Source organism: Bacillota bacterium, assembly GCA_012837335.1.
Lineage (GTDB): Bacteria > Bacillota > Limnochordia > Darwinibacteriales > DTU012 > DTU012.
This window is the reverse complement of sequence record DURM01000030.1, coordinates 1-4233: the sequence shown is the minus strand read 5'-3', so window position 1 is coordinate 4233 and position 4233 is coordinate 1. Positions and strand designations below refer to the sequence as shown.

Here is a 4233-nt window from a genome sequence, read left to right as displayed (position 1 = left end):
TATAATGTCGAGTTTTGTGGGGAACAGATGTAATACCAAACTCATCTGCAATTTCTAGAGTGGGGGTTTTTCGAAGCAAACGAGTGCGGGATTTCTCCCACCAGCCGTAGGTTTCAGGTTCATAGTCATCCCAGTCCAAACCCGAACGGAGCTGGTCGTCAAGCTCATAGCGGCGCAGCTCATATTCGTAATCCAAATTATATCCTCCTCTACTAGCTCAGTATAATTTTTCTAGCGATATACCTTGATAGTAGTATTGGAGAATATCCTTGTAATCATACCCTGCTCGAGCCATACCATCGGCGCCATATTGAGACATCCCAACACCGTGACCGTAACCCCATACCGAAAAATGAACCCTGCCCGCTTCTACTGAAACCGTAAACCAGGTGGAACGAAGTCCCAAGCGCTGCCTCACATCACGGCCGCTGAACCATTTATTACCCGCCTCCAGAGTTTTGACCCTGCCGGAGGGATAGCGCTCCAAAACCTGTACTTTTCCCAGATCGGATAGATCCATTAACCGGAGAAAATCAGCGGTACTGAACTCTGCAGTTGTATAGTGGTAAGGCGAATGACTGCTATAAGGATCTGCAGTGCTGCGCAGATAAGGAAGCGCCTCCGACCAATAATGCTCGGAGTTTTCCGTCCTGCCACCGCTGGTTGAATGATAAACAGCCAGAATCGGTTTACCCTCGTACACTGCAATCATACCTTGAGTTTCAGCTGCAGCTTGATTAATCTTGCGCTGATTGACCAGATACTCAAAAAAGCCCCACCTAGCCTTGAGTTCATCAGCAGAAATCCAGGCTTGGCCGGTTGTGTAATCTGTGGTTAAGTGAGCTTCAGGATGCTCTGCCACCCTTACATTATTTACGATCCTCTGATAGGCATAAGTGCGGGCAACAACTGCTTGAGCTTTTAACGCTTCCAGCTCAAAATGAACCGGCATTTCCGCCGCTACCACACCCTTGACATACTCTTCTAGAGTCATAACCATCAGCTGCTCATTCTTGACATCCCAGACATTAATCATGGGAACTGCAGCTTTCCAAGGCATGCGGATACCTCGAACAAACAGCAGCGGTATTCCCAGCAGAATCAGCAGCAGAAAAACCAGCCATTTTATCAGCACTGTTATTTTTCGCTTTCTTCGATACCTGCGATTTCGCCTCATATCAGCACCACCCTTATGTCCCATAAATATGAACACAAGGGGGGCAGATATGCTCAATAAAAAAAGTCGGCTGCCCGACTTTTTTTATCAGAGACTTTATCTGGTTCTTAACCTCAGGATTGTAATTGAATACGGAGGGAATGTGTACTCAAAATCTGTGCTCAGTCCCGAAATCTCGGTTGTGATTGGAGCTACCCTAGTGGGATTTTGGAACGTGTTGGCCGCATCTAAGCTGTCTGCTGTCATAGTGATGGCGGTGCCTTGCGGCAGAATCTGCTCAACGCCTTCAACTACGATTCGAGACTGCATTGCAGCGCCAAAAGCATTGACTGCTTTCACAATCACATCACCGGAACTTTCCTCATAGGTCGTTACATAATACAGCGGTTCGCTTACAGTTGGTCCGTCATAATAATCATGAATGAGTTGGCCATCCAGGTAGCAGCGAATTCTCCGTCCTTCTACCACGATCTTGATGTCGTATTCCCGGCCGATGGCTAATGGGGCAGCCGATCTACTGATCACTGCTCCCCTTGAACCGTTCACGGACTTTTCAATAGCATGCTGAGTATTACCCCATCCGCCTAAGTTCCACCAAAAGAAGTTGCCGTCATCTCTGCGGCCGAACATAATCAAGAATCCTTCTGCTCCACTAAGTTTGGTTGCCTTTAAGCTGAGAGTATAGTTAGACCAGTTGATATTTCCGGCATATGAGCGGCGGTCTACCCCGCTGGCTGCTTGGATATAAGCTCCGTCAGCTGTTCTCCAGGTACCGCCTCGCGCGGACCACTGAGACGCATCTACAAAATCATCAGCAAACAGCACAGCACCTGTCTCGTTGTCAATAACCTTGACCTCCGAGAATTTTGCTTGCGTTTCCCAGGTGCCCAGCCCAATTCCACCAACGATCGGATTCGGCTCAACCAGTTCTCCTAAAGTACCCTCGAATGCGCTTGGCAGTACTATGTCTCCTTTGTTGTGGGAGAATATTTTTTGAACATAATAGTTTGGTGTACCGTACACTTGGTAGTTATTAAACCAAATTAAGTCTGGCGTCCAATTGAGATAATCAACATTTGCCAGCAGCGGTGCATAGGAAGCCATAGCGACAATGTCTGAATTGCGCTCTATTCCGGTCATAAACGCAGCCTCTGCCAGCGCATTGTAAAACGTATTTCCTTTTGACGCATATTCCCCGATAAACACCTTCGGACCGCTGCGGTCATAGTTATCATAGCGGTTCCAGTTATTGAAGAACCAGTTCGGATCATTGTAGAAGTGCTCGTCGACTACATCTGCGCCCAACTCCTTGGAAAACTGCCAGCCGTAGTCAAACTCGCGTCCTTGAGAGAATGGTCCGCTCGATGAAATCACTTGAATTTCAGGATAACGCTCTTTAATTGCTTTCTGGAACATTTCAAACCGCACTCGGTACTCATAATTGATATCTTCGTTGCCGATGCCGATGTATTTGAGGTTAAAGGGCTCCGGATGTCCCATTTCCGCTCTAACAGCACCCCACTTGGTATCCACATCACCATTGGCAAACTCAATTAAATCAAGAGCATTGTCAATCCATTCCTGCATTTGATGTAAGGGAACAGTATACCAGCCGCCTCGCTCTCCCGGAACCTCATGGGGGTCGATTCCGGCGGTGACGTGGGGTATCGGAGTGGCGCCGATTTCTTCGGCAAACACGAAGTACTCATAGAATCCTAACCCAAAAGACTGGTTATTGCCTGCCCACATACTGGCGCTGACCGGTCTTTCAGCTACATCGCCCAGTGTATCTTTCCAGCGGTACACCCGATAAGGAGCATCCGGCTTGTATGAACCAGCATGAACGATACACCCGCCTGGGAATCGGAAAAACGCCGGTTTAAGGTCGGCAATCATCTGGGCAATATCGGCCCGCATGCCGTTTTCATGATTGTTAAAGGTATGGGTTGGAAACAGGGAAATCATGTCCAAATGAACAGTGTCCGAACCAGTGGTCAGCACAACCAGGCGGGCGCTGGTGCTGTTTCCTGTGGCTGTCATTTCTGCAGTGTATTTCTTCCATTCCGCCGAATCGACTGCGATTTCAGTTTCTGCAAAAACAGTACCCGTTAGACTTTCAATTGAAATCTTGACCGGCTGATCGAAGTCCTTGGTCCGGCGAGCATAAACTGAGAAGCGGTAAGTCTTACCCGTTTCCACATGGAAACCACGGTTATAACCTGCGTTCATCACACCTACACCCGAACCACCATTTTCAATGTCCAGAACAAGATAGTTTAAATTCTTTTCATTGAGTGGCTCCTTGTTATCAACTCTGATCGCCGCTCTGCCTCCGCCCCGCTGCACTAAACTCCATGCCGTGAGGCCATGGTGGTTGGAACCATCAGCGCGGCTGAACTCAAAGGAGCGGTTGCGCACCATTTCAGCATATAGTCCGCCGTCAGCTCCGTGATTGATATCTTCAAAGAATACGCCGTAAAGAATGTCGCTCATTTTAATTCCCGGTTGATCAGCATAAATTCGGAGAACACCAGTACCAGGTGTTGAATCTGCTTTCACAATCATCCCTCCCCATCCTAAGCCAATGATTACCGCTAATGTCCATACTAAGAACTTGTTCATCAATCCTGCCTCCAACAGTTTTATTGTGAGATTGTGCACAACTTCCGCCGGCAGCTGTACCTCAGACAGTGTGTTTACTTAAACTTTCCATTTAATTAACACTAATTCCTGCTGAAAATAAAAAAAGAAAGCCGGCTATCCGACTTTCCTCATAAGTAACTTATAATTGCATAATCGCTTAGGATGCGCTGATTGCATCTACAGGGCAGGCATCCGTGCAGGCAGCACAATCAATGCATGTATCCGCATCAATTACAAATTGATCGGTATCTTCAGAAATTGCCTCAACAGGGCACTCTGCTTCGCATGCACCGCATTTGATACATTCCTCACTAATTACATGAGCCATGTTCTCCCCTCCTTGTCCCCTACTAAATCTAACCATCGTTAAATCTATCACACCACTATATGGTTGTCAAGGACGAATTACTGCT

Annotated in this window: 4 protein-coding genes; all 4 read right to left on the bottom strand. The window is 47.4% G+C overall.

From position 1 onward, the window contains the following. A partial coding sequence (locus tag GX019_04565; GenBank protein ID HHT36432.1) for a hypothetical protein occupies positions 1–196 on the bottom strand: 196 nt, incomplete at its 3' end. A 21-nt stretch (positions 197–217) separates the two neighbouring features. Continuing rightward, a complete protein-coding gene (spoIID, locus tag GX019_04560; protein HHT36431.1) occupies positions 218–1177 on the bottom strand; it encodes a stage II sporulation protein D in 960 nt (319 codons plus the stop codon). 96 nt (positions 1178–1273) lie between these two features. Continuing rightward, a complete protein-coding gene (locus GX019_04555; protein HHT36430.1) occupies positions 1274–3799 on the bottom strand; it encodes an alpha-L-arabinofuranosidase in 2526 nt (841 codons plus the stop codon). Positions 3800–3977: 178 nt separating this feature from the next. After that, positions 3978–4148, bottom strand: a complete 171-nt coding sequence (locus tag GX019_04550) for a 4Fe-4S binding protein (protein ID HHT36429.1) — start codon at positions 4146–4148, stop codon at positions 3978–3980. Positions 4149–4233 lie beyond the last annotated feature (85 nt).